The following is a 21931-nucleotide window of genomic DNA, read 5'->3' as shown; positions in this document are numbered from 1 at the left end:
CCTACTAAAATGGGAGGATATTTTATGCCTTAAATTTATTTAGGACGCTATTGATATATAAATTATAGTTCTCATTCGCCTTGTTCTCGTTACCGCGACTTTATGTATACTACCTACAACTTGTATATAATTGTACAAATTCTTAATTCTTAATTCTTAATTCTTAATTCTTAATTCTTAATTCTTAATTAATCATTTGTACCAGCTAGAATACATCACATAATTATCTGCTATACGCTCTACCTCACCCCCAAAATCTGATGCACTTATGTCTTTTACCTTTTTAGCGGGCATACCAGCATATATAGAACCTGCCTCTACTACCGTATTCTGAGTAACAACAGCACCAGCAGCAATTATTGTATTACTGTGTACAACACAATTATCCATTACAATAGCTCCCATACCGATTAACACATTATCATGTATCGTACATCCATGTACCATAGCATTATGCCCTATAGAAACATTATTTCCAATCACAGTCGGATGCTTTAAGTAGGTACAATGAACAATAGCCCCATCTTGTATATTCACTTTATCTCCTATCGTAATAGAATTCACATCACCACGAATGACAGCATTAAACCATACACTACACTTCTCTCCGAATGTAACATCACCTACTATAGTGGCATTCTCTGCCACATAGCAGTCCTCAGGTATTTGAGGATATTTTCCTCTTATTTCTTTTATAATCATAATATATCGCAATAAAAAATCCCGATAAATATCGGGATTTTTTTATTATTTAATCTTTTACAGTCGGACAATTACACTCTAAACTTGTACGTTTCGGAAATATATTAAACCCTACTGTAAACTGATGGAAAGCACCATCACCGAAAGTAAGATCTCCCATTAATTTAGTATAAGAGTATGCAAAACTAACATTCTTATAATTTCCTCCTAGCATTGGAGAGATATATTGATAACGTTGTGTTTTAGATTTCCCATTCTCGAAATAGTCTGTTCCATTAAAGTTAGATCTAAAAGACGCTCCAGCCCAAATCTTACCAAAATCAAACTGTCTATAAACCTTCATATTAACATCTAGTGCAAAATCCTCACGCTCTTCAGTATACTGAGCTAATATAGATGGCTCATAGATCCAACCTGTTCCATATCTCGTATTTCCAAATGCATACCCTGCACCTAAAATATATTTTCTAAAGTTATTACTCTCTGTATCCGAGTATAATTTACTAGAACTCGTTACCGCATTCTTCACTGTAAACATAGAGAAGAAATTTTGATAGTGATAAGCAGCACCAAAATCAACTGAAAAATAAGAATCTTTTAATTCTAATCCTCCTGCTACATTAGGGTCAAATCCTCCAAACTCACTCTCATCTAACTTCGTCTGAGCAAAACCTGCACTCAATCCAAATGACAATTGGTTTAAATCATAACGTGATTCACTAAAGGTAATATGGTGAGCATACGTCGCTTTAAAACCAGTCTGTGAGTGATAACCATTCTTATCATTGAATCCGATAATTCCGATAGCTGATTGATCAGTTAGACGAGTACTAGCATTCATCGTCATAAGACGAGGAGCGTCATCTACACCACTCCACTGCTGTCTTACAGTCAATCTAACATTCGTACTATTCTTAATACCTGCCATAGCAGGATGTAAAAGATAATAGTTATCTGCTAAATATTCAGAATTTACCGTTAGTCCTTCTTGTGCAAAACCAATTTGAGAAATCAATAATGCTATAGCTAAATAGCGCTTCTTTATTATATTCATAACTTAATTATCTTTTTAAAGAAAAGTGTCCTTTATAACTTACCTTACGTCCATTCATATCATTCGGAGCTTTAAAATCATTTACAAACTCCACAGTGAACCAATAATCTGTAGACGGCATCGGTTTTCCATTCCATGTTCCATCCCATCCCTCTGTATGTGGGCTTAACTGTTTTAACAATCTACCTGAACGATCATAGATATAAATACGAGCCTCATTGTGTCCTTTTAGACCTGGTATATTCCATGTATCATTATATCCATCTCCATTAGGAGTAAAATACTTAGGATAACCAAACACTGAGAATTTAACTGATGTAGAACATCCTGTTACTCTATTTCTTGCATAAGCAATATGTTCTCCGATTGGTATATTATAAAACTGACTTGAAGGTTGGAATGCACTATTATCAATAGCAAAATCATAACCATCTGTAATAGGACTTGTTCCTCCATCTAATACACCTAAGCGCACCATCGTCTCTCCTTTTTCATCAATCTCCATACTGTTCAGCATTCCTGTTGCATCTACTCCTTCCACTACCGCTACTGGTGGTGCTTTTACTGTCCATACTATCGTCTCTGTTGAACAAGACTGTACTCCAGGATAAGGAGAAGTAGCATAGCTTGCTATTGCTCTATAATTACCAGATTTATCTATCTTAATCGAAGTCTGGTTCCCACTTCCAGGTACTGTATTATACACTATCCACCCATTCTCTCGACTTACTTCATATTGCCATGTTATAACAATAGGTCTACCTTTTACATCCTTATTCTCCACACTTAATACGACAGGAGCTATTTCATTCGTCTCTGTATTAATACAAAGTTGTTGAGTGCTTTCTTTAGGGAAATAATCTATAGCTAATTCTACCCCAAGAGAAACTTTAAAAGAAGAGTAATTATCCGCCTTACAATCGAAACCTTCCGTCATGATCACTCTAGTATAAATCGGTCCTTTTACTTCTCCCATCTTAATAGGGTAAGCCGTTACTTTACTCTCAGGCATACGGTTTACATCAGCTTCTGCATCCTTTTCATTTTCATAATATACAGTTGTTATTTTATCTGTAGGATTTAAGTTTGGTGTATTTGTAATAGAAGTTTTCCCCATTACAGTCCCCTCATATCTTCTTAAATTCACAGTAGATTCTCCTATATTATTTTCTACTTGACAGTAATGAAAAACTTGAGTTGACACTTCTGCTGTCTTTAAATTATCATATCCTAAAGAAGCGTAGAAAAAAGCAGTATTGAAATTCTTATCTTCTAAATTCGTTAAACGAGCCCATATCTTGCGAGTCTCATTTAACTTCACTGTTATCTCTACTCCTACTATTTTATTTGTATTCGCAATTGCATCTTCCTCTGAATTAAAATATCCAATAGAATATTTTCCCTTAGGATCAAATCCTTCTGCTGCTTGTTCTTCATCTGTAGCTATGGTACGCCCATCAGCTATTACTTTTGTTTGACCATCTATAGTCAAACTGTATGAAGCAATCTTACTATCACAATAAGAAACATTCTGAAGAGGAGGAATAATTGGTTTGTCTATTACTTTGAACACTATTTTCTGACTTGTTGATACAAGAGGATTAGCTGATTTAGCCAACTTATAAAAAATGCGTGCAGTAGCATCTGTCCCATGCGCTCCCTCATAAGGTTTAGAGATATCTATTGGATTCTCATTTCTCTGAGCATCATAAGCAGTCTTGTGAAAAGTAATCGTATAATAATCTGGATTTTCTCCAGTGGCTAATAAAGCTGGTATTGTCTTTTTCAAGTCGTAATCACCATATCTATTTGTATCGTCTTTTCTTGTTTCTACAGATTCTAATACTGGGTTAACGCCACTCACCTTTAACTTCTCTACAAAAAGCGTGAACTGACGTGTAGCAGTCTCTCCATCAAGAACAATCTTTGCTTCAATTAATTGGTTTTTATTTGTAGTAAACTTATTAATCTCAGCATCTGTTAGCTTCGTTTTACTAGTACCATCTACTTTGAAAAGCTCTGTATTAGAATTTCCGTAGTACAACTGGTTTTTATCCTCTAACAAAACAAATGTAGCATTACCATCTTTATCAGCATTTTGATATTGATCAGGACGTCCTGTAACTCTATCATTTAATGTAGCTCCTTCTTCTGGCTTCACTTTAATTAAAAATGGGCTAACCGTTACTTTAGTAGCATCTACTACAGATTGCACTCTAAGAAACCTAGTCAATGGTGCTGTAGTAGGATTAAACTTATCTACATAAAGGATTTCTTTTTGCTTATTAGTATTGCGATTAGCTTCATCTTGAGTGTTGTGAAAACTATAGATATATCCTTCAGGAACAATAGCATTTCCTTCAGCATCTACAACTAATCCAGTTGTTTTGTTTTTTATTGCCTCACCTAAGAATACTCTAAAATTCCCTGATGTGCTATTCTTTGGAAGAGCCTGTTCTATATCATGAGGTTTCCCAACTTTCACCTCAGGTTTTGGCTCATCTTGGTCATTATATACCTCAACTATCTCTCTATTAACTAGATATTCAAAAGGGTTTATACCTCCAGCTACAGCTCCTACTGACAGAACTCCTGAAAATACAAATAATGAAAGCCACATTCTTTTGCCCATTTTATCGCTATATTAAATTGTTAGTGCTTACTAATGTTAATTAATTGTTTAAAAATCTTATCTTCGTGACGCTTAGCATTTTTCTTTGCTAATTTTGAAAAAAACTAAATTAACATGTCAAAAATACAAATTCAAAATACGTCAAACCCAACAATTATAAAATTTGTTTTACCAGATTTTATAGCTAAGGGAGAAAACCACGAGTTCAAAAATATTGATGAGACTGCAGAATCACCTTTAGCGAAGGAATTATTCTATCTTCCTTTTGTTAAAACGGTTTATATCTCAAATAATTTTATCGCCATCGAAAAATTTTCAATTGTCGAGTGGGATGATGTAAAAGAAACCGTTGCAGATCAGATAGAACTATTCTTGGCTAAAGGTAAGAAAATCTTAATAGATTCTAAAAAAGAAATAAAAAAGCAACCAATTACTATTTACGCTGAATCAACACCAAATCCTTCAGTAATTAAATTCGTTGCCAATAAATTATTAACAAAAAAAGGTGTAGAGTTTAAAAATATAGATGAAGCTAGTGCTTCTCCTCTTGCTAAAGAGCTTTTTAAACAATCTTTCGTTAAAGAAGTATTCATTGATGAGAACTATGTTTCTATTTCTAAATATGACTCTTTCGAATGGGATCAATTAGTACAGGTTACTCGTGCCTTTATCAAAGAGTTCTTAGAAAATGGTAATCTAGCAGTAGACGAATCGCTTATTCATGATGTTAAAGCAATTGAGGCGGCAGCTGACGAACACTTTGACTCTTTAGATGAAAAGTCTCAACGCATCATTAATATCCTTGAAGAAAACGTAAAACCTGCTGTACAAGCTGATGGTGGTAATATCGCTTTCCAAAAATATGACCAGGAGTCTAATATTGTACATGTACTTTTACAAGGAGCATGTAGCGGATGTCCTTCTTCTACATTCACTTTAAAGAATGGTATAGAAGGAATGCTAAGACATATGCTTAACGATGAGAAAATCATTGTAGAAGCTTATAACGGATAGTAAACAACTAGATATAAAGAAAAAGGTAGCATTATAAATGCTACCTTTTTTTGTGCTTTATTATCTAAGTAGAAGGTAGAAAATCAGAAATCTACTTCATTACACTCCTAAATATCATAAAAACAAAATGAGGTTGCCTAGGCAACCTCATTTCTTCACTTAAATTAAATATAGATTAGCTCATTCTTTTGAATGACTTCCTCTTAACATCAATTTCGAAATCTCGAAACAATTCTAACAATCCAATTGTAGACTTGATTAGATCATCAGTCTCAAATAAAATAGAGAAGTATAACTTACTATTTTTAGGACTTGTCTCTGTCGTACGAATACGAATGATTTGTTTCTGGATTAACTTATCTACAGTAGCGATTAAATCATCTTTTTCCTGTAGGATTTCTTCTATCTCAGAGAATTTTTCTTCTGTAAATAGTACAATTACTTTATCGAATAATACTTGAAGCTTTTTATCTATTAGTTTTAAATCTCTAATTTGATTAAACTTCAGTTTCTTATGGTTATTGTCAATATGCGTATAACTATTCTGAGCAATAAAATTGATAGACTTAATCATATCTTGTAGATACCCTAGTGTCAATACATAGAATTTACTTGCTTCTACAGAAGTTTCATCTAGATTTTTAATAAAGAAGTACACATTACCACGTAAGTTATCCACTTCTTTTTCTAGCTTCTTAAGCTGCTTTCTACTTTTCTTTAATTCTGTCAATTCTTGCAGAGCCACACCATCTATCACCGAAGTATATAATTCATTTGCTCTTGTAATCACATTAGCGATTTGAGAAGAACTTTCTGAAGCTACCCCTTGGATAGTCATAATATCAACGCTATCTAACTTCGCTTCATTATCTGCTTTTTCTTTTGTCTTCTTATTATACATTTTATTACTTCTGTATAATAAAATTCCCACTAGAATTAACATTCCTACTAAAGCGTAGATCTCTCCTATTTTTAATACATAAGCGATCACAAAAGAAGCAATAAATGCTACAATAGCTGTTACGAACCAACCACCTATCACATTAAACACCCCTGCTACACGATACACAGCTGAGTCTCTATCCCATGCTCTATCCGCAAATGATGTACCCATCGCCACCATAAAAGTCACATAAGTAGTTGATAGTGGTAATTTCATAGAAGTACCGATAGAGATCAAGATACTCGCCACAATAAGGTTCACTGAAGCACGTACCATATCGAATGCTGGTTCATCCTTTGGAGTTCTACTCTTTGGTTTCTTAGGAATCTCAAAGCGCTTATCCATTTTGAGCTGTAGTGATTTTGGCAAGAAGTAATTCACTCCCATACCGATTAACACCATACCTCTAACGATAACCTTAGACAGAATATTAGGTGAGAATTTCTCCTCTGTACTTCCTGTATCTTGTCTTGCCAAGCTCATTTCTGTCTCGATTACATTCTTCGCTTTCTTAGATGTCCATAAAGTATACACCATGATAATACCTGCAATGGCTAAAAAATAGAAAGGAGCAACTACACTCTCTTCTGCTAACTTATGCATCATATAAGTATCAGGAGACTGACCCGATGCCATAAAGAACTCAAATGATTGGAATGCTGCAATAGGCACACCTATAAAGTTCACTAAGTCATTACCTGCAAAAGCCAATGCTAATGCAAATGTTCCGATAACGATAATTACTCTAAGTATATTTAACTTAAAGATACTCATCAGTAATTGAGAGAATATAGTCCAAAACACTAAACTAATCCCTATAATAGTTAACTGATTATCTCCAATCCAGTTACTAGTTTCTTTTGTAATAAAACTTGCACCTTTTAATCCTTTTACCAAGATAAAGAAAGTAATAGCAGTAATAGCTACCCCTCCGAATATCGCTCCGAAGTATTTCAACTTTTGTTCCACTTGGAAGGTAAAGATCAACCTAGAAACGTATTGTACTAAAGTACCTAACGTAAAAGAAAGTATTACTGACAGTAATATACTGACTACAATCTCGGTGGCCTTCTCCGTATTGATATAATCTGGCAACATAGACCAGCTATCGTTATTAGATACGATTTTGATTACAGCAAGACATACTGCAGAACCTAATAATTCGAAAACAATAGATACTGTAGTAGATGTTGGCAACCCTAAAGAGTTAAACACATCCAGAAGTAGTACATCGGTAATCATCACCGCGAGGAAGATGACCATCACATCATTAAAGGAGAACATACTAGGGACGAATATACCACTTCGGGCTATCTCCATCATCCCTCCTGAAAATATCGCTCCTACTAGAATACCTAGTGAAGCTACAATCATAATTGTCTTAAAAGTAACCGCTTTTGAACCCAATGCTGAATTCAAGAAGTTCACCGCATCGTTACTTACTCCAACAGTTAAATCGATAATAGCTAATACCCCAAGGGCTATAAGCATTACAATAAAAATCTGTTCCATTTATAAATTCTATTTAAATTAAGTGTGCCGCAAAATTGATTATAATAATTCACACCTATGTTAACTTAACGTTATTAATCCTTCTGCTTCTTTTTATAGTTAAAATACATTTGAGTACTTTTGTTAAGCAACAACAATATCAGAATCTCATCATGAATTTATTACACTTAGAATCAAGCCCTTACTTATTACAACATGCCAATAACCCTATTTATTGGAAAGCATGGAATAAAGAAACTTTAACACGAGCTGAGCAGGAAGACAAACTTATTATTATCAGCATAGGATACTCTACTTGTCACTGGTGTCATGTTATGGAAAAAGAAAGTTTTGAGAACCAAGAGGTAGCAGATATTATGAATCAACATTTTATCTCTATCAAGGTTGATCGTGAAGAGCTTCCTCATCTAGATAACTTCTATATGAAAGCAATCCAAATTATGACGAAACAAGGAGGATGGCCTTTAAATGTAGTTTGCCTACCAGATGGTAGACCTATCTGGGGTGGTACTTATTTTAAGAAAGAAGCATGGATGGATTCATTAGCACAACTACACCGTTTATATATAGAGAAACGCGATACTGTACTAGATTTCGCAACTCAACTACAAGAAGGAATCTCTATTCTAAGTCAAGCACCTATAGCACAAGAGGAATCTAGATTCAATACAGACCTTGTATTAGAGAATTGGAAAAAGAGTTTTGATTGGGAATATGGAGGGTATACACGAGCGCCAAAGTTCATGATGCCTACTAATTTAATATACTTACAGAAAAAAGGAGTATTACACCGAGATCAACAACTATTAGAATACATAGACCTTACGTTGACTAGAATGGCATGGGGAGGTCTATTCGATACAGTAGAAGGTGGTTTCTCAAGATATTCTGTCGATCATAAATGGCATATTCCTCACTTCGAAAAAATGCTTTATGACAATGCACAACTGTTATCTGTATATGCAGATGGATATAAACGTACTCACAATAAACTCTACAAAGAAGTTATTGACAAGACAATTAATTTTATTACTAACAATTGGGCTAATGGTGAAGGAGGATATTATTCAGCACTAGATGCAGACAGTTTAGACAGTCACAACCAGCTGGAAGAAGGTGCTTTCTATATTTGGACAATAGAAGAATTAAAAGAATTAGTCCAACAAGATTTCCCTTTATTCAGTACTGTATTTAATATCAATTCTTTTGGACATTGGGAGAACAACCAATATGTATTAATCCAAACCCGTGAATTAATAGATATCGCTAACGAGAATAATATCCCTCTTGAAGACTTAGAAAATAAAAAAAAGCAATGGGAAACAGCTCTAAGACAGTATAGAGCGAATAGACCTAAGCCACGCCTAGATGACAAAACACTCACTTCGTGGAATGCTATGTACATCACAGGATTATTAGATGCATACACGGCTACTCAAAACACAGCTTATCTAGAACAAGCTAAAGCATTACACCTATTCATCCACAATAACCTATGGTGTGAAGAGCGTGGACTATTGCGTACGTATAAAGATGGAAATGCCAAGATAGAAGCTTTCTTAGACGATTATGCCTTTTATATACAAGGATTAATTTATCTATTTGAACACACAGAAGAACAACAATACATCACAGAAGCCAAAAATCTTATGGACTACTCTTTAGACCACTTCTTAGATCACGAGAGCAAGTTCTTTTATTTTAGCAAGCATAACCAAGAAGATACTATTACACCAGCGATAGAAACAGAGGATAATGTTATCCCTTCTTCTAACGCGATTATGGCTATAAATTTATACAAACTCGGTTTGCTATACGAGAATAGTTACTACAGTGATCTCACAATTAATATGATGAATACTGTACTCTCTACTGTTGATTATCCTTCAGCATACTCACATTGGCTATTGCTACAACTATATTTAGAGCAACCACTTGAGTTAACATGGGTGGGTGCAGATGCTCTTCAACACAATCTATCGAGAAGAGAAAACATAATAACGAGAGCTTCTGTATTCTCAGTATCCTCACCATCGACTGTCCCTTACTTAGCTAAGTATACACCTACAGAAGAGACTTTACATTATATTTGTATAGAGAGAGCGTGCTTAGCACCTGATACAGATCATACACAGATAGATAATTATACTTTATAAAATATGCAAAAATTAGATACTTTATTATCTAGATACATTGAAGATATTATTACATATATACCTGAGATAGTGACTTCACTTATCATCTTAGGTATAGGTCTATGGGTTATTCGCTTCTTACAGAGATTAGCAAAAAGAATATTCTTAAAAAAGAATATAGACCCTACTTTCTCTAGCTTTATTCTAGATGTATTAATCTGGGGAATGCGAATACTCTTATTTGTTATCATCGCCTCAAAGCTTGGTATACAAACTAGTTCTTTTGTAGCCATTATTGGTGCAATGAGTTTAGCCATTGGTCTTTCATTACAAGGATCATTGAGTAACTTCGCTGGAGGTGTATTAATTATTCTATTTAAACCATTTAGAATAGGAGATATTATAGAGGCACAGGGAGAAACAGGTAAAGTACTAACCATACATATCTTCTCCACTCAGGTACTAACTTATCAGAACAATATAGTGTATATCCCTAACGGAGTACTATCTAATGGTAAGATTAAAAATATTACACAGAACAACCTTAGAAGAGCTGAAATAGCAGTGCAAACAACTCTACTTAAAAACACAACAGTCTTTATAGAAAAACTACAAGAGGAACTAGATTCCTATGACAAAGTACTTTCACAACCAAGACCTAGAATATTAATCAGAGAGTTATTAGATACTAAGATTACGTACACCGTACAGATATGGGTAGAGAATGATAACTTTACCGTTGCTACATCTTATGTACTCTTAAAAGCGAGAGAAATTAGTGATGCGCTATAATAGATAATTATTCAATAAATAAGGGCTGCTAATTTATAGATTAGCAGCCCTTATTTATTATTATTTATTTCTTCTTTTGAATGAGAACAAAGTCTTTAAGATAGAAAGGCTCAAAGTAAGCCACATCCACAAACTCTTCTTTCACATACTTATCATAAGCCATCACTCCCATTTCACTTGCAGAAGGATATGTAATCTCAGGATAGTACATAAAACCTTCTGTACCTAATGTTTCCTTACACTTCATTGCTCCATCCCCTATCAGATGTAATTTTGTTCCTTTATATTGATTAAAAGAGTTTTCATCAATAACGATTGCCTCTATTTCACTTAATTTATTATACTCTTTATCAAAGACTGCGGAGAACACTTCCATACGTTTAGCATCTAGCATTGGTACGATCAGTCCTTCTGTCACCTCCACCTGTCTTGCTAATATCTCTAAAGTGTCTAATGCTATTAAAGGAATCGACAATCCATAACAAAGTCCCTTCACTGAAGATACTCCTATGCGCAAGCCTGTATATGACCCAGGTCCTTGACTAATCGCTATAGCCGAAAGATCTTTTAAAGTCTTGTTATTCTCTTTTAATATTTCTTCTACAAAAACGTGTAGCTTCTCAGCATGAGAGAAATTCTCTTCTGCTATCTCCTTACACGCTATTACTTCACCAGTCACTGATAATGAGACAGAACAGTTCTTAGTAGCTGTCTCAATAGATAAAATCGTTATCATTATTATTTTTTACTTTCTACTTCTACTTTATCTCCATGTTGAAGGATTCTACTTACAGTCGAATATGGTCCTGTAATAATCACATCCTCAGCATGAAGCCCTTCTATTATTTGAATATTCGAGTCGTCTTTTATTCCAGTTTTCACAAATTTAAGCTTTGCTGTACCGCCATCATTAACGAATATAGCTTCTCTCATAAGCTCTTTATCGAATATCTTCTTTCCTTCTGTTTTATTCATAACAGTATCAGTAGGTGTTTTCATTACCACAGCACTAATAGGTACCGCATAAATATCATTCTTAACATCAGTAATAATATCTACAGCTGCAGTCATACCTGGTCTAAATGGAGAGTAATTCTCTATCTCCTTTTTCACCAAGTCTTCATATGATTCTGCTAAGATTTTAATCTTTACTTTAAAAGTCGTTACCTGATCAGCTGATACTGTCTGATTAGAAGCAGAATTAGAAATACTAGTAACTACACCTCTAAACTCTTTTTTTAGATATGCATCGACACTGATTCTTGTCTCATCCCCTAATTTCACTTTTACGATATCATTTTCATTAATATCGACTTCCACCTCCATACCACTAAGATTAGCGACTCTTAAGATCTCTGTACCTGCCATCTGCTGTGTACCTAATACTCGCTCTCCTAATTCTACATTCACTCTAGAGATTGTACCATAAGCTGGAGCATATATTGTAGTTCGAAGAAGATTTGCCTTTGATTCTGCTAAAGCAGCCCTAGAACTCTCTACATTATAATAAGCAGAAGACTGAGCTGCTTTAGCCACTTCATACGTTCGCACTACTAGATCCCATTCAGAGCGCGAAATCACTCCCTTGTCATACAGCCTACTATTTCGGTCATAATTAGACTTAGCCTCTTTTAACTGAGCTTCTGCTTGTGATAATCCAGCTTTACTCGTCGCTAACATCGCCTCCACTCTCTCCATAGCAGAAGTATATAAGTCTGGATTAATTACTACTAATAGATCTCCCTTATTAACGACCTGTCCTTCTTTGATTGGCAAATTTATGATTTCTCCAGATACTTCTGAAGATATTTTAATCTCTATTTCGGGTTGTATCTTTCCTGTACCTGATACAGTCTCGATAATATTCGTCTTTTCTAATTCTATCGTTTCTACTTTAGTACGATCTTCTTCTTTACCAAAGACAAACTTTCCAATAAGTAAGACAGCTACTATAAGGATACCAACTACTATGATGTATTTTTTCTTCATCTCTCTAATGTTTAAAAAGTGGGATACCAAAATAATACTCTAGTATCTTGGTTTTAAAAATGTATTCATATTTAGACTTTAATAAATCTGACTGTGCCGTCACAAATAAAGTCTGATTTTGATTTAATTCAAAGATATTAATTAAGCCAACAGAATAACGCTCCTTTGAGTACTCTAGAGACAGCTTCCTTGCTTCAAGACTTGCATTACTAGCCTCATACTTCTGATAAGCACTCTCCGTATCTGTATAAGCCTTAAACACGAGCTGCTCTAAATTCAGTGCAATTACCTCTCTTTCATTCTCTATCTGTTGTAGCGTAAGTTTTTTTAATTTGATACTATTTCGAGTAGAGAAACCATTAAAAATAGGTATCGTTAGACTTAAACCAAAATTCGAATTAAAGTTATCACTAAACTGATTGAAAAAAGAATTAGGACCACCGTATACAGCCATACTATTCTGTCGCAATACACGCTGATTAGATCCTTCTACATACCCTACTTCAGAAGTAGATTCTAATAAGCGATTTCCTACTAATCGATCTTGGTAATTCATATTCGTACCTAGATTATAAAATGCTTGTAGAGTAGGGCTATAAGCAGACTTAGCTATACTTACATCTTTTTCTGCCATCAGCACATTCGTTTCTGCTGTTTTGATATCTGTCAATACTTCAGTAGCTCTATTAGTAATATCTTGAGGGCTATAGCTAAGCATACTTGACTCTGACACTTCATAGTCCGTATCTACAATATCAAAAGATTCATAGGACTTGATTTGAAGCAATTGAGCTAAGTTTAAACGAGCCATCACTAGTTCATTCTGTGAAATAATTAATCGCTGTGTATCTATAGCCACAGTCGCTTTGGCTTCTAACAAATCACCTGCTGGTACAACACCTTCATTCACTAACTCTTGCGTACGCTCCTGCTGACTCTTGTCATATTCTAATTGCGTTTGATTCGTCTTTACCAATTCTTTATTAAACAAAATCTGCAAATAAGAATTAATCACATTCAACGCAATATCCTCCTTCATCTTTTGCAACTTATACTGAGAAGCTAGATGTGATAATCTAGCCTTGACCAACATATTCTGTTTCTTCAGTCCTCCGTATAAATCTACTTTCATACCCAGACCTAAATTTGTCGCTTGAATAGTCTTACTATCTACCATACCCGTAAACTGATCTGGCTGATCTGCAATAGTCCACGAATGGCTTCCAGTTAGATTGACATTAGGCATAAAACTGCCGATCGCGATATCCTTATTAATCTCTGCGCTTTGTTCATCTAACTCATACTGCTTAATACGAATATTATTCTCTATTGCATAGTCAATACACTTCTCTAATGACCATAGAGTACGTTCTTGTCCTTTCACAAAAGAACAATATAAACACAGTACTATACAAGTACCTTTTAGAAAGTAGCGATTAACCATATTCGATATACTCTTCTGAAATTAATAATAAATTATAACTCAAGTATAAAGTAATAAAAAAAACCGCTACTATTAGCGGTTTTCTGTTATGATTTTGTACTTTTTTTGTTTTTATATACTCTATAACTAAAATACATAGCAAAAGCAACAAGCAAATACGGAAATATCATTAGGTACACTATTCCGTCGTTTACAGCTTCTGCTTTCACTCCTCCGTCTTCTGTCTCTAATGTAGCTCGACACATCGCACACTGAGCAAATGCCTCACCCGAAAAGAAAAATACAGAAAACAGTAGACCCCAAACTAACTTTTTCATCATTACTTAATTGTATTAGTTAATATAATAAGGCGAAATCATCAAGTAAACGATAACTCCTGTCACAGCTACATACAACCACATAGGGTAAGTAATACGAGCTAACTTCTTATGTCTCTCATAAGACCCTGATATACCACGTACAAATGTGAACAATACAAAAGGAATAATGATAATAGACAATAAAATATGGGTAATCAAAATAAAGAAATAGATAGGACGTATAATTCCCTCTCCTCCAAACTTCGTCTCAATAGAAGTCATGTGATAAGCCACATACATCGCTAAAAAAGCTACTGAACATGCAATACACAATTTGATTAAACGCTCGTGTAATTGCTTATTTCCTTTTTTAATAGCCATTACTGCCCATACTAATAATACAGCGGTAAGTCCATTAATAGTAGCGTAGATTGGAGGTAAAAATGATAACGGTTTTACATCATATCCTAGTTTCTGTAGATTAACTCCAAATAGGATAGCTACTACCACAGGTATTGCGATAGAAAGTATCCATATCCACTTATTGTACTTTTGTTCAATATTGTTTTCCATTTTAATAATATTATTCTTCTAATAATGCTTTTATATCCTCCTTTAACCAAGCAACACCTTCATCACTGGTCCCATCGTAATAAACTACAGGATTACCATGCTCATCTTTACGAGAACGAATATTCCCTTCCTTATCTATCAGGGCAAATAAACCTGAATGTTCAAAACCACCTGGTGCATCAGGGTTAACTCCTGTGTATAAATTAAACTTCTTCGCTAAATCATAAATATACTTAGCATCTCCCGTCATCATATGCCAATATGGATTCTTCACTCCTAATCCTTCTGCATGAGCATGTAGAGCCTCTACAGTATCACGAGTAGGGTCTATCGTAATAGAAGCAATACCAAAATCTAATTTTCCATAGAATGTATCTTGTATTTTCAACATATTCGCATTCATAATAGGACAGATAGTAGGACAGTTAGCAAAGAAGAACTCTACTAAATATACTTTACCTTTATAATTGTCATTTGTAATCGTTTTATTATTGTGATCCACTAATTCGAACTTAGGTGCAGTACCTATAATTTCTAAATCAGCTTTCTCAAACTTTTTAATAATCTTAGGCACAGCCCAAATTCCAAATATTAAAATAATAAGTGAGATCCAGATATACGACTTGTCTTTCATATTATTCGTTTGTATTAATTCGTTTATATTTTTTTAATGCTAATCGATACTCAGCTAAAAGCACTTTTACATCATCCATCATATCATTATTTAACTCTGCTGCTGATATTGTTGAGTAACCTTCCTTATACTCATAATTCCCTATTTTATTCTCTCCTTTACGTCCACGTACATTTCGGTCTTTATCCACTAGATATACATTGCTACTAGCTAAGTCACTATCTAACTTACCAACAAGACCCAATGAATTAAAGAACTCTTGTATCTCTTCAGGTTTTAAGAATAGATAATTCCAATTAGACATATCAGAGATCGGGCTTAACTCATCCACTACCTTCTGAGCGGCTTCCTCACTTCCATAAGGCAATACCATCACCAACTGAAAATCTTCAAAATCTTTATATCGCTTATATATCTTCTGATTTAAATTAAAGGCATCTCCACGATCACGGAACAAATGCGCTCCTGGGAAACCTAATACGGTAATCTTACCATCTAAAGAAGGCATCTTCTCCAAGGACGAAGTTCCTTTCGGAAAATCCTGAACACCTTCAGTAATTATAGGCAAACGCTTAAATTGATTAACACCTGTTGCAAAGAATAAGTATGCACAAATAGGCATCACAAACAGCAACGTTAGAATTAAATATTTTTTCATTTTTACACAATGTTGACTAACTAACAAAAATAAAAAAAGGCGGTCAATAAACCGCCTTTAAAATATATAATAATATGTTATTAAAATATCCACTTATATTGTGAGTTTTGGAATACATCGAAGATGTAATTACCTTCTGTCAATACTAAAGTGATTAAATACACACATAAGAAAGTAAGAACTCCAGCTACAGACCATCTGAATGCCGATTTCTCTTGTTCTAAGTGCATAAACGCCCACATAATGTAGTATGCCTTAACAATCGTTAAGATAATGAAGATATAGTTCAATAAACTCAATCCAAAAATATGTACGTGATGTAGAGATTCTGGTTTAATAATACCTAAGATAACCTCTACTAGAGTAACTACAGACATGATTACGAATACTGTCCATATTCTCTTTGTATTTGAATGATGTGCTCCTTCTGCTGCCATTTTACTTTATTTTTAAAATTAAACTAAATAGAAGAATGTAAATACGAACACCCATACTAAATCCACAAAGTGCCAGTATAATCCTCCTTTTTCAACCATTTCGTAAGAACCTCTTCTTTGGTAAGTTCCTAATAATACGTTGAAGAAAATTACTACATTAATTAAAATCCCTGTAAATACGTGGAATCCGTGGAATCCAGTAATGAAGAAGAAGAAATCTGCAAATACTTTATGTCCGTACTCATTGCGGATTAAGTTAGCTCCTTCTACTACTAATACAGCATCTTCTAAACGTTTAACTGATTGCTCTCTAGTTAAAATTTCTTTGTGCTTAGCATCTGTAGTTAATTGAGTTCTAATTCTTACGTTAGGATTAGCTTCAAAACCTGCTTTTACTTCTGCTAAAGAATATGTAGGTGCATTCTCTCCTTTTACAAACCAAGTAGCTTTAGCTCTTGTTAAAGTAGCCTCATCTCTGTTTGGATCTACTTTTGCAAAATCACCTAATGCAATCTGTTTACCATCTTCTCCTACGAACTGTAAGATAGATCCTCCACGAGTCTCTACTGCTCCGTAAGTTCCGTTAATAAAGTTTTTCCACTCCCATGCTTGTGATCCTAAGAATACTAAACCTCCTATGATCGTTAAGAACATGTACACTGCTACTTTATTCTTTTTCATTTGATGTCCAGCATCTACAGCTAATACCATAGTAACTGAAGAGAAAATTAAAATAAAAGTCATCAATGCCACATAGAACATCGGCGCATCTACACCGTGTAAAAATGGAAAGTGATTAAATACTTCGTCCGCAATCGGCCAAGTATCCATGAATTTGTAACGAGTAAACCCGTATCCTACAAGGAATCCACAAAAAGTTAATGAATCTGATAATATGAAATACCACATCATCATTTTACCATAGCTTACTTTAAGAGGCTCATTTCCTCCACCCCAAGTAGTTTCTTTAGTAGCTGCTGTAGTAACTGTCGCTCCCATAAAATGTTGTTAGTTATAAAGTTTTCAAATTTAGTTTATTTTTTTTATTTAAAGAATGTAAAAAATAAAAACAAATAAATCCACAATAAATCCAAAAAGTGCCAAAACCATGCACACAATTCAATTCCAATATATTGCTGTGAATTATACTTTTGTTTAAAATGATTATAAATTACATACAATAGTGATAAAACCCCTCCAGCTAAGTGAGCGATGTGCACTATTACGATCACATATAAAAATGATGTCGTAATCGTACTCTCACTCCCAGTGAAGAAATATCCCATAGATATTACCTCATTAAAGCCTTTGAACTGCAAAAAAACGAATAACAATCCTAATATCAAAGTAGAAACTAGATAAGTAGTTGTTTTATTGCGATCATTTTGTTTTATAGCCTTATATGCTAAGTGCATAGTAACGCTACTTATTGCGATTGCTAATGTACTATATAAAAAAGAATTTGGCAATTGAAACTCTGCTAACCAGTCTGGACGTGACTTACTTACTACATAAGCACTCGTTAGACCAGCGAAGACCATCATAATACTACCTATCCCGAAAAGCATCATCACCTTTAATGCCTTTCCTTTTCTTTCGTATTGTTCTTGAGCTGTTATATCCATTTATTGTTATCTTAAAATTTTATCAAGTATATAGATTATCTGTATTAGCGAAATATACGTCACACTCACTAACATCAGTGAACGTGCTGCCTTATCTGTTCTTTTCTTATACAGTTTTATTCCTGCCCATAACATCCATAATCCTGCTAATAACACTAGCACAGCTGATACAGGTGTTAGGTATAATCTACCTGTAACTCCAAATGCAGGGAATACAGATGCAATGATTAACCAAATCGTGTATAAGATGATCTGTGTTGCAGTCTTAGAATCCTTCTCTCCTGTAGGTAACATAGAGAATCCTCCTTTTTTATAGTCATCGTATAAGAACCATCCTATAGCCCAGAAGTGTGGGAACTGCCAAAAAAACTGAATAATAAATAATGTTCCTGCCTCTATACCAAAGTTATTAGTAGCCGCTACCCATCCTAACATGAAAGGAATAGCACCTGGGAAAGCTCCTACGAAAACTGATAGAGGGGTAATAGTCTTTAACGGTGTATATACACTCGTGTACAAAAAGATAGAGATAGCACCGAACATAGCCGTCTTAGGATTCACTACATAAAGGATAGCAATACCTAATACTGTAAGCGTACAAGCTAAAATAAAAGCTGCACTAGGCTTAACTCTTCCAGACGCGATAGGACGATTCATAGTACGAGTCATCTTCGCATCTAGCTCTCTCTCTATAATTTGATTAAATACATTAGAAGCACCCACCATACAGTACCCTCCTATTGCAAGAGCTGCTACTGTAAGAATGTCAATACTTCCTAAATCGGGTATAGCTAAAAAGTAACCAGCTATGGTAGAAAAAACTACGCTGAGTGCCAACCCCATTTTAGTCATTTCTTTAAACTCCGTCAACACAGAAGTTGACGTATTTTTTTCAGACGATAAATTCAAAGCTGTTTTCATTTGTTTTTAATGATGTGCAAATATAGTTCAATTTTTAAAACAATACCTAAAAACAAACGTGACAGCCTTTAATATAACCTTTTTTTAAATATCCTCAGTCTTTAGTGTTCTAAAAAAAAAACATTCAAATAAATCAGCACTTTCACAAAAGAAACATTGATGATAATCACAAACAACTAAGATTGCTATGACTATCAAAACGAATTAAATATGTTTTTTAACAATTCTTACACTTATACCAATAGCTACTAAGTCAATTTAATGCAATTCACAACCAAAATAATACAACTTGTATTCTTCTCTTTTTCTAAATTCCAACACTAAAATATAGAAACACAAGGATAATCCTCTTCAAAAAACAAAGCCATAAAACACATCCAATGTTATCTACTTTCTGACTTAGAAATAAAAATTCTACAAGGCATTATAGTTATTCAACAACAATAAAATAGAATGCAACCATCTTATCAAAGTAATCCTGATAACAAAACACCTTTTTAGAAAAAATACAACGCTATTCATTCCAACATTAATACGCTATGCAGCTTTATTATCAATTCAAAAACAGGCTTAAATAAACAGCATTACAAAAAAAACAATAATCTACTTATTTACAACATCTTAAACCTTTCTAATCGGCAGTTATCGCATAGTGGTCGCATAGTGTTGCCATACTGCTCGCATATTTTTGGCTAGTTTTAATGCTATCACTACCCTATCATTATTCCATAACCATCTCATCGTACCCATAATGATTCCTTATGCATATACGATATTATAACCCTCTTCGCTATTTCTAATTAAAAACAATAAGTTTAAAAGCTTATCTAAACATTCAATGCACTTATCTAATACTTGTGATAAAACTCCTTAAAACCGCAAAAAAGCATCTCACAACAAGGCACAAAAAAAGAGCATCTAGTTTAGATGCTCTCATATAGAACTAAAATGTAATCTTAGTAATTATCTACTGTACCTGATCCGTCAACAATGATCTTAGCAGAAGAAGTTCCTAGACGTTTCACTCCTAAATCAATTAATTTGATCGCGAAGTCTTTATCACGTACTCCTCCAGAAGCTTTTACAGGTAGAGGCCCAGCGTTCTCTAACATTAAAATCATTGCTTCTAGTGTAGCACCATTCGGTTTACCACCTTCTGTTTTATAAAATCCTGTTGAAGATTTCACAAACACTTTCTCATAATCTTTCTCATTGAACTTCGATAACACCACATTTTTAATCAATGCTGTTAACTGCACAATTTGATTATCTGTCAAAGCAGCAGTCTCTATAATCCACTTCACTACTTTTCCAGCATCAAGACCTAGCTTCGTACACTCTGCTACTTCTTTTTTTACTTGTTCTACTTCTCCTTTTTGGAAAGCAGTATAATCAACTACATAGTCAATCTCATCCACCCCATCAGCAATGGCTTGTTTAGCTTCAGCTAACTTCGCCTCTAGACCGCGGTTCCCTTCTGGAAAATCTATAACTGTACCGATCGCCACCTTTGAGTTAGCAGCATCCACCATTTTTCGTCCCATCTTTACTTGGTCAGGGCGAATCATTGCTAATTTAAATTTCTCATCAATTGCTTCTTGAATTAAATCAGCTACTACCTGATTATTTTCTACTTCAGTTAAACCAGCTTGATCAGCTAATTTTAAATAAGTAGAATCCATAAATTCCCTTAAGTCTCTCATAATCTAAATATATTTAAAACAAAAAAAATGACCCCATGATGGGGTCATTTTTAAATCTTATTTCTTTCTTCTAAAAAGAGTCAAACATAGTAATACCCCAAATAAACTACCTAGACAGTTTGCTAATTCGTCAGCCCATTCTGCACTTCGAGAAGAAGTGAAGTAATACTGTAATAACTCTACAGTGCCTCCCATTAAACTAGCAATAGTAAAGATAAGAATACTTACCCAAATTCTAGACCTATTTGGCTTACTTTTCACTAAATATACAAACCAAATTATGGAAAATACAAAATAAAAAGTAAAATGTGCTACTTTGTCTTTATATGGGATATCAAATCTTGGTGCTTTTGCAATAGTATCACTATCCAACAGGCAACCTGCTAATACAAGACCTGTCCATAGTATTCCTAATACAAAAAAAGTTTTACGCCCCAATCAATTCTTTATATTGTGCATCTGATAATAAAGATGATACTTCATCCATATTAGACACTTTTACTTTAATCATCCATCCTGCTCCGTAAGGATCAGTATTCACTAACTCTGGCTCTGTATCTAAGCCTTCGTTAAACTCGATCACCTCTCCTGACAATGGTAAGAATAAGTCAGAAACGGTTTTTACTGCTTCTACAGTTCCGAAAACTTCATCTCTATCTAAAGTTTGATCCAATGTCTCAACTTCTACATAAACGATATCTCCAAGTTCTCTCTGAGCGAAGTCAGTAATTCCAATTGTAGCAACATCTCCTTCGATAGCTACCCACTCGTGATCTTTAGTGTACTTTAAATTAGCTGGTATATTCATTATAATAAGTTTTTAGCAAATGTATAATATTATTACATAATGTGGAACCAATATCC

21 protein-coding genes are annotated in these 21931 nt (G+C 34.2%); 3 read left to right on the top strand and 18 right to left on the bottom strand.

Going from position 1 to position 21931, the window contains the following annotated elements:
• Positions 1-192: 192 nt before the first annotated feature.
• The 3 genes from RT228_RS09525 to RT228_RS09515 are packed head-to-tail and all read right to left on the bottom strand — an operon-like array spanning position 193 to position 4388.
• On the bottom strand, positions 193-702 hold the full coding sequence (locus RT228_RS09525) for a gamma carbonic anhydrase family protein (protein ID WP_006257332.1): 510 nt from the start codon (positions 700-702) through the stop codon (positions 193-195).
• A gap of 49 nt (positions 703-751) precedes the next feature.
• Entirely contained in the window at positions 752-1756 is a 1005-nt protein-coding gene (locus tag RT228_RS09520; RefSeq protein WP_041888913.1) for a type IX secretion system membrane protein PorP/SprF, read from the bottom strand.
• Between the two features lie 7 nt (positions 1757-1763).
• On the bottom strand, positions 1764-4388 hold the full coding sequence (locus RT228_RS09515) for a T9SS type B sorting domain-containing protein (protein ID WP_232234353.1): 2625 nt from the start codon (positions 4386-4388) through the stop codon (positions 1764-1766).
• A 114-nt stretch (positions 4389-4502) separates the two neighbouring features.
• Between RT228_RS09515 and RT228_RS09510 the strand changes: the two genes are divergently transcribed.
• Positions 4503-5402: a NifU family protein gene (locus RT228_RS09510; protein WP_006257335.1), complete on the top strand. Its 900-nt coding sequence runs from the start codon at positions 4503-4505 to the stop codon at positions 5400-5402.
• 175 nt (positions 5403-5577) lie between these two features.
• Here the strand turns inward: RT228_RS09510 and RT228_RS09505 are convergent, their stop codons facing one another.
• On the bottom strand, positions 5578-7857 hold the full coding sequence (locus RT228_RS09505) for an inorganic phosphate transporter (RefSeq protein ID WP_016650176.1): 2280 nt from the start codon (positions 7855-7857) through the stop codon (positions 5578-5580).
• 152 nt (positions 7858-8009) lie between these two features.
• Between RT228_RS09505 and RT228_RS09500 the strand changes: the two genes are divergently transcribed.
• Positions 8010-10013: a thioredoxin domain-containing protein gene (locus RT228_RS09500; RefSeq protein ID WP_058699273.1), complete on the top strand. Its 2004-nt coding sequence runs from the start codon at positions 8010-8012 to the stop codon at positions 10011-10013.
• Positions 10014-10016: 3 nt separating this feature from the next.
• Entirely contained in the window at positions 10017-10784 is a 768-nt protein-coding gene (locus RT228_RS09495) for a mechanosensitive ion channel family protein (RefSeq protein ID WP_006257338.1), read from the top strand.
• Positions 10785-10848: 64 nt separating this feature from the next.
• Here RT228_RS09495 and tsaB read toward each other — a convergent pair whose 3' ends face one another.
• The 14 genes from tsaB to gcvH form a co-directional block, all read right to left on the bottom strand.
• Positions 10849-11520: a tRNA (adenosine(37)-N6)-threonylcarbamoyltransferase complex dimerization subunit type 1 TsaB gene (gene tsaB / locus RT228_RS09490; RefSeq protein ID WP_058699272.1), complete on the bottom strand. Its 672-nt coding sequence runs from the start codon at positions 11518-11520 to the stop codon at positions 10849-10851.
• A 2-nt stretch (positions 11521-11522) separates the two neighbouring features.
• Positions 11523-12773, bottom strand: a complete 1251-nt coding sequence (locus tag RT228_RS09485) for an efflux RND transporter periplasmic adaptor subunit (RefSeq protein ID WP_058699271.1) — start codon at positions 12771-12773, stop codon at positions 11523-11525.
• 4 nt (positions 12774-12777) lie between these two features.
• The gene (locus RT228_RS09480) at positions 12778-14157 is read right to left on the bottom strand and encodes a TolC family protein (protein ID WP_232234352.1); all 1380 of its coding nucleotides are present in this window, start codon (positions 14155-14157) and stop codon (positions 12778-12780) included.
• A gap of 146 nt (positions 14158-14303) precedes the next feature.
• Positions 14304-14537, bottom strand: coding sequence for a hypothetical protein (locus RT228_RS09475; protein WP_006257342.1), 234 nt, complete (start codon positions 14535-14537; stop codon positions 14304-14306).
• 12 nt (positions 14538-14549) lie between these two features.
• Positions 14550-15089, bottom strand: a complete 540-nt coding sequence (locus RT228_RS09470) for a DUF420 domain-containing protein (RefSeq protein WP_025125382.1) — start codon at positions 15087-15089, stop codon at positions 14550-14552.
• Between the two features lie 10 nt (positions 15090-15099).
• The gene (locus RT228_RS09465; protein WP_006266309.1) at positions 15100-15723 is read right to left on the bottom strand and encodes an SCO family protein; all 624 of its coding nucleotides are present in this window, start codon (positions 15721-15723) and stop codon (positions 15100-15102) included.
• 1 nt (position 15724) lies between these two features.
• Positions 15725-16345 carry a hypothetical protein gene (locus RT228_RS09460; RefSeq protein ID WP_006262808.1) on the bottom strand — a complete coding sequence of 207 codons (621 nt, stop codon included), beginning with the start codon at positions 16343-16345 and terminating at the stop codon, positions 15725-15727.
• A gap of 116 nt (positions 16346-16461) precedes the next feature.
• Positions 16462-16818, bottom strand: a complete 357-nt coding sequence (locus tag RT228_RS09455) for a cytochrome C oxidase subunit IV family protein (protein ID WP_006257346.1) — start codon at positions 16816-16818, stop codon at positions 16462-16464.
• An 18-nt stretch (positions 16819-16836) separates the two neighbouring features.
• Complete coding sequence (locus tag RT228_RS09450) at positions 16837-17817, bottom strand: cytochrome c oxidase subunit 3 (protein ID WP_006257347.1); 981 nt, start codon at positions 17815-17817, stop codon at positions 16837-16839.
• Between the two features lie 44 nt (positions 17818-17861).
• Positions 17862-18443 (bottom strand): heme-copper oxidase subunit III, encoded by a 582-nt coding sequence (locus RT228_RS09445; RefSeq protein WP_006257348.1) that lies wholly within the window; start codon positions 18441-18443, stop codon positions 17862-17864.
• Between the two features lie 6 nt (positions 18444-18449).
• The gene (cyoE, locus tag RT228_RS09440) at positions 18450-19364 is read right to left on the bottom strand and encodes a heme o synthase (RefSeq protein ID WP_006262807.1); all 915 of its coding nucleotides are present in this window, start codon (positions 19362-19364) and stop codon (positions 18450-18452) included.
• Positions 19365-20320: 956 nt separating this feature from the next.
• Positions 20321-21067 (bottom strand): deoxyribose-phosphate aldolase, encoded by a 747-nt coding sequence (gene deoC, locus RT228_RS09435; protein ID WP_006257350.1) that lies wholly within the window; start codon positions 21065-21067, stop codon positions 20321-20323.
• A gap of 57 nt (positions 21068-21124) precedes the next feature.
• Positions 21125-21505 (bottom strand): VanZ family protein, encoded by a 381-nt coding sequence (locus tag RT228_RS09430; protein WP_006257351.1) that lies wholly within the window; start codon positions 21503-21505, stop codon positions 21125-21127.
• Positions 21495-21875 carry a glycine cleavage system protein GcvH gene (gene gcvH / locus RT228_RS09425; RefSeq protein ID WP_006257352.1) on the bottom strand — a complete coding sequence of 127 codons (381 nt, stop codon included), beginning with the start codon at positions 21873-21875 and terminating at the stop codon, positions 21495-21497. Before gcvH ends, RT228_RS09430 begins: the two co-directional genes overlap by 11 nt.
• Between the last annotated feature and the right edge of the window lie 56 nt (positions 21876-21931).

Source organism: Myroides sp., from assembly GCF_032073645.1.
In the GTDB taxonomy this organism is placed as follows: domain Bacteria; phylum Bacteroidota; class Bacteroidia; order Flavobacteriales; family Flavobacteriaceae; genus Flavobacterium; species Flavobacterium odoratimimum.
The sequence above is the reverse complement of the archived record's forward strand: the minus strand, read 5'-3'. Positions and strand labels throughout refer to the sequence as shown.